The organism is Kocuria rhizophila (genome assembly GCF_003667225.1).
In the GTDB taxonomy this organism is placed as follows: domain Bacteria; phylum Actinomycetota; class Actinomycetes; order Actinomycetales; family Micrococcaceae; genus Kocuria; species Kocuria rhizophila.
This window is the reverse complement of record NZ_RCOM01000177.1, coordinates 1-440: the sequence shown is the minus strand read 5'-3', so window position 1 is coordinate 440 and position 440 is coordinate 1. Positions and strand designations below refer to the sequence as shown.

Annotated in this window: 1 protein-coding gene; it reads left to right on the top strand. The window is 69.3% G+C overall.

Annotation, left to right across the window (positions count from 1 at the left end; genetic code table 11):
• Window positions 1–65: 65 nt before the first annotated feature.
• The coding region (locus D9R02_RS11895; RefSeq protein ID WP_498071534.1) for a pyruvate dehydrogenase E1 component-related protein at window positions 66–440 on the top strand (375 nt) is incomplete at its 3' end.

The window sequence follows — 440 nt, the reverse complement described above, 5'->3', positions numbered from 1 at the left end:
CATTTCTTCCGCGCCGCCACGCCGGACTGTCCGGGCGCCGCTTGCGCACCACAAGGAGGATGCCCATGGAACCCGAGATCGACTGCGTCGACATCGACCCCGAAGAAACCAGCGAGTGGCTGGACGCGATGCAGGCTGTGCTGGCGCACGAAGGCCTGCCGCGCACGCATTACCTGCTGGACCGCCTGATCGACCAGGACCGCGCCCGCAGCGGCGGCTATGCCGCGGCCGGCGTCACGCCCTACGTCAACACGATCGGCCTGCCGGCCCAGGCGCCGTTCCCCGGCGACACCCGCATCGAGGCGCGGCTGGACGCCTATCTGCGCTGGAACGCCATGGCCATGGTGCTGCGCGCCGGCAAGCATTCCGGCGTGGGCGGGCACATCGCCACCTATGCCTCGGCCACCACCCTGTACGAAACCGGCTACCGCCATTTCTTC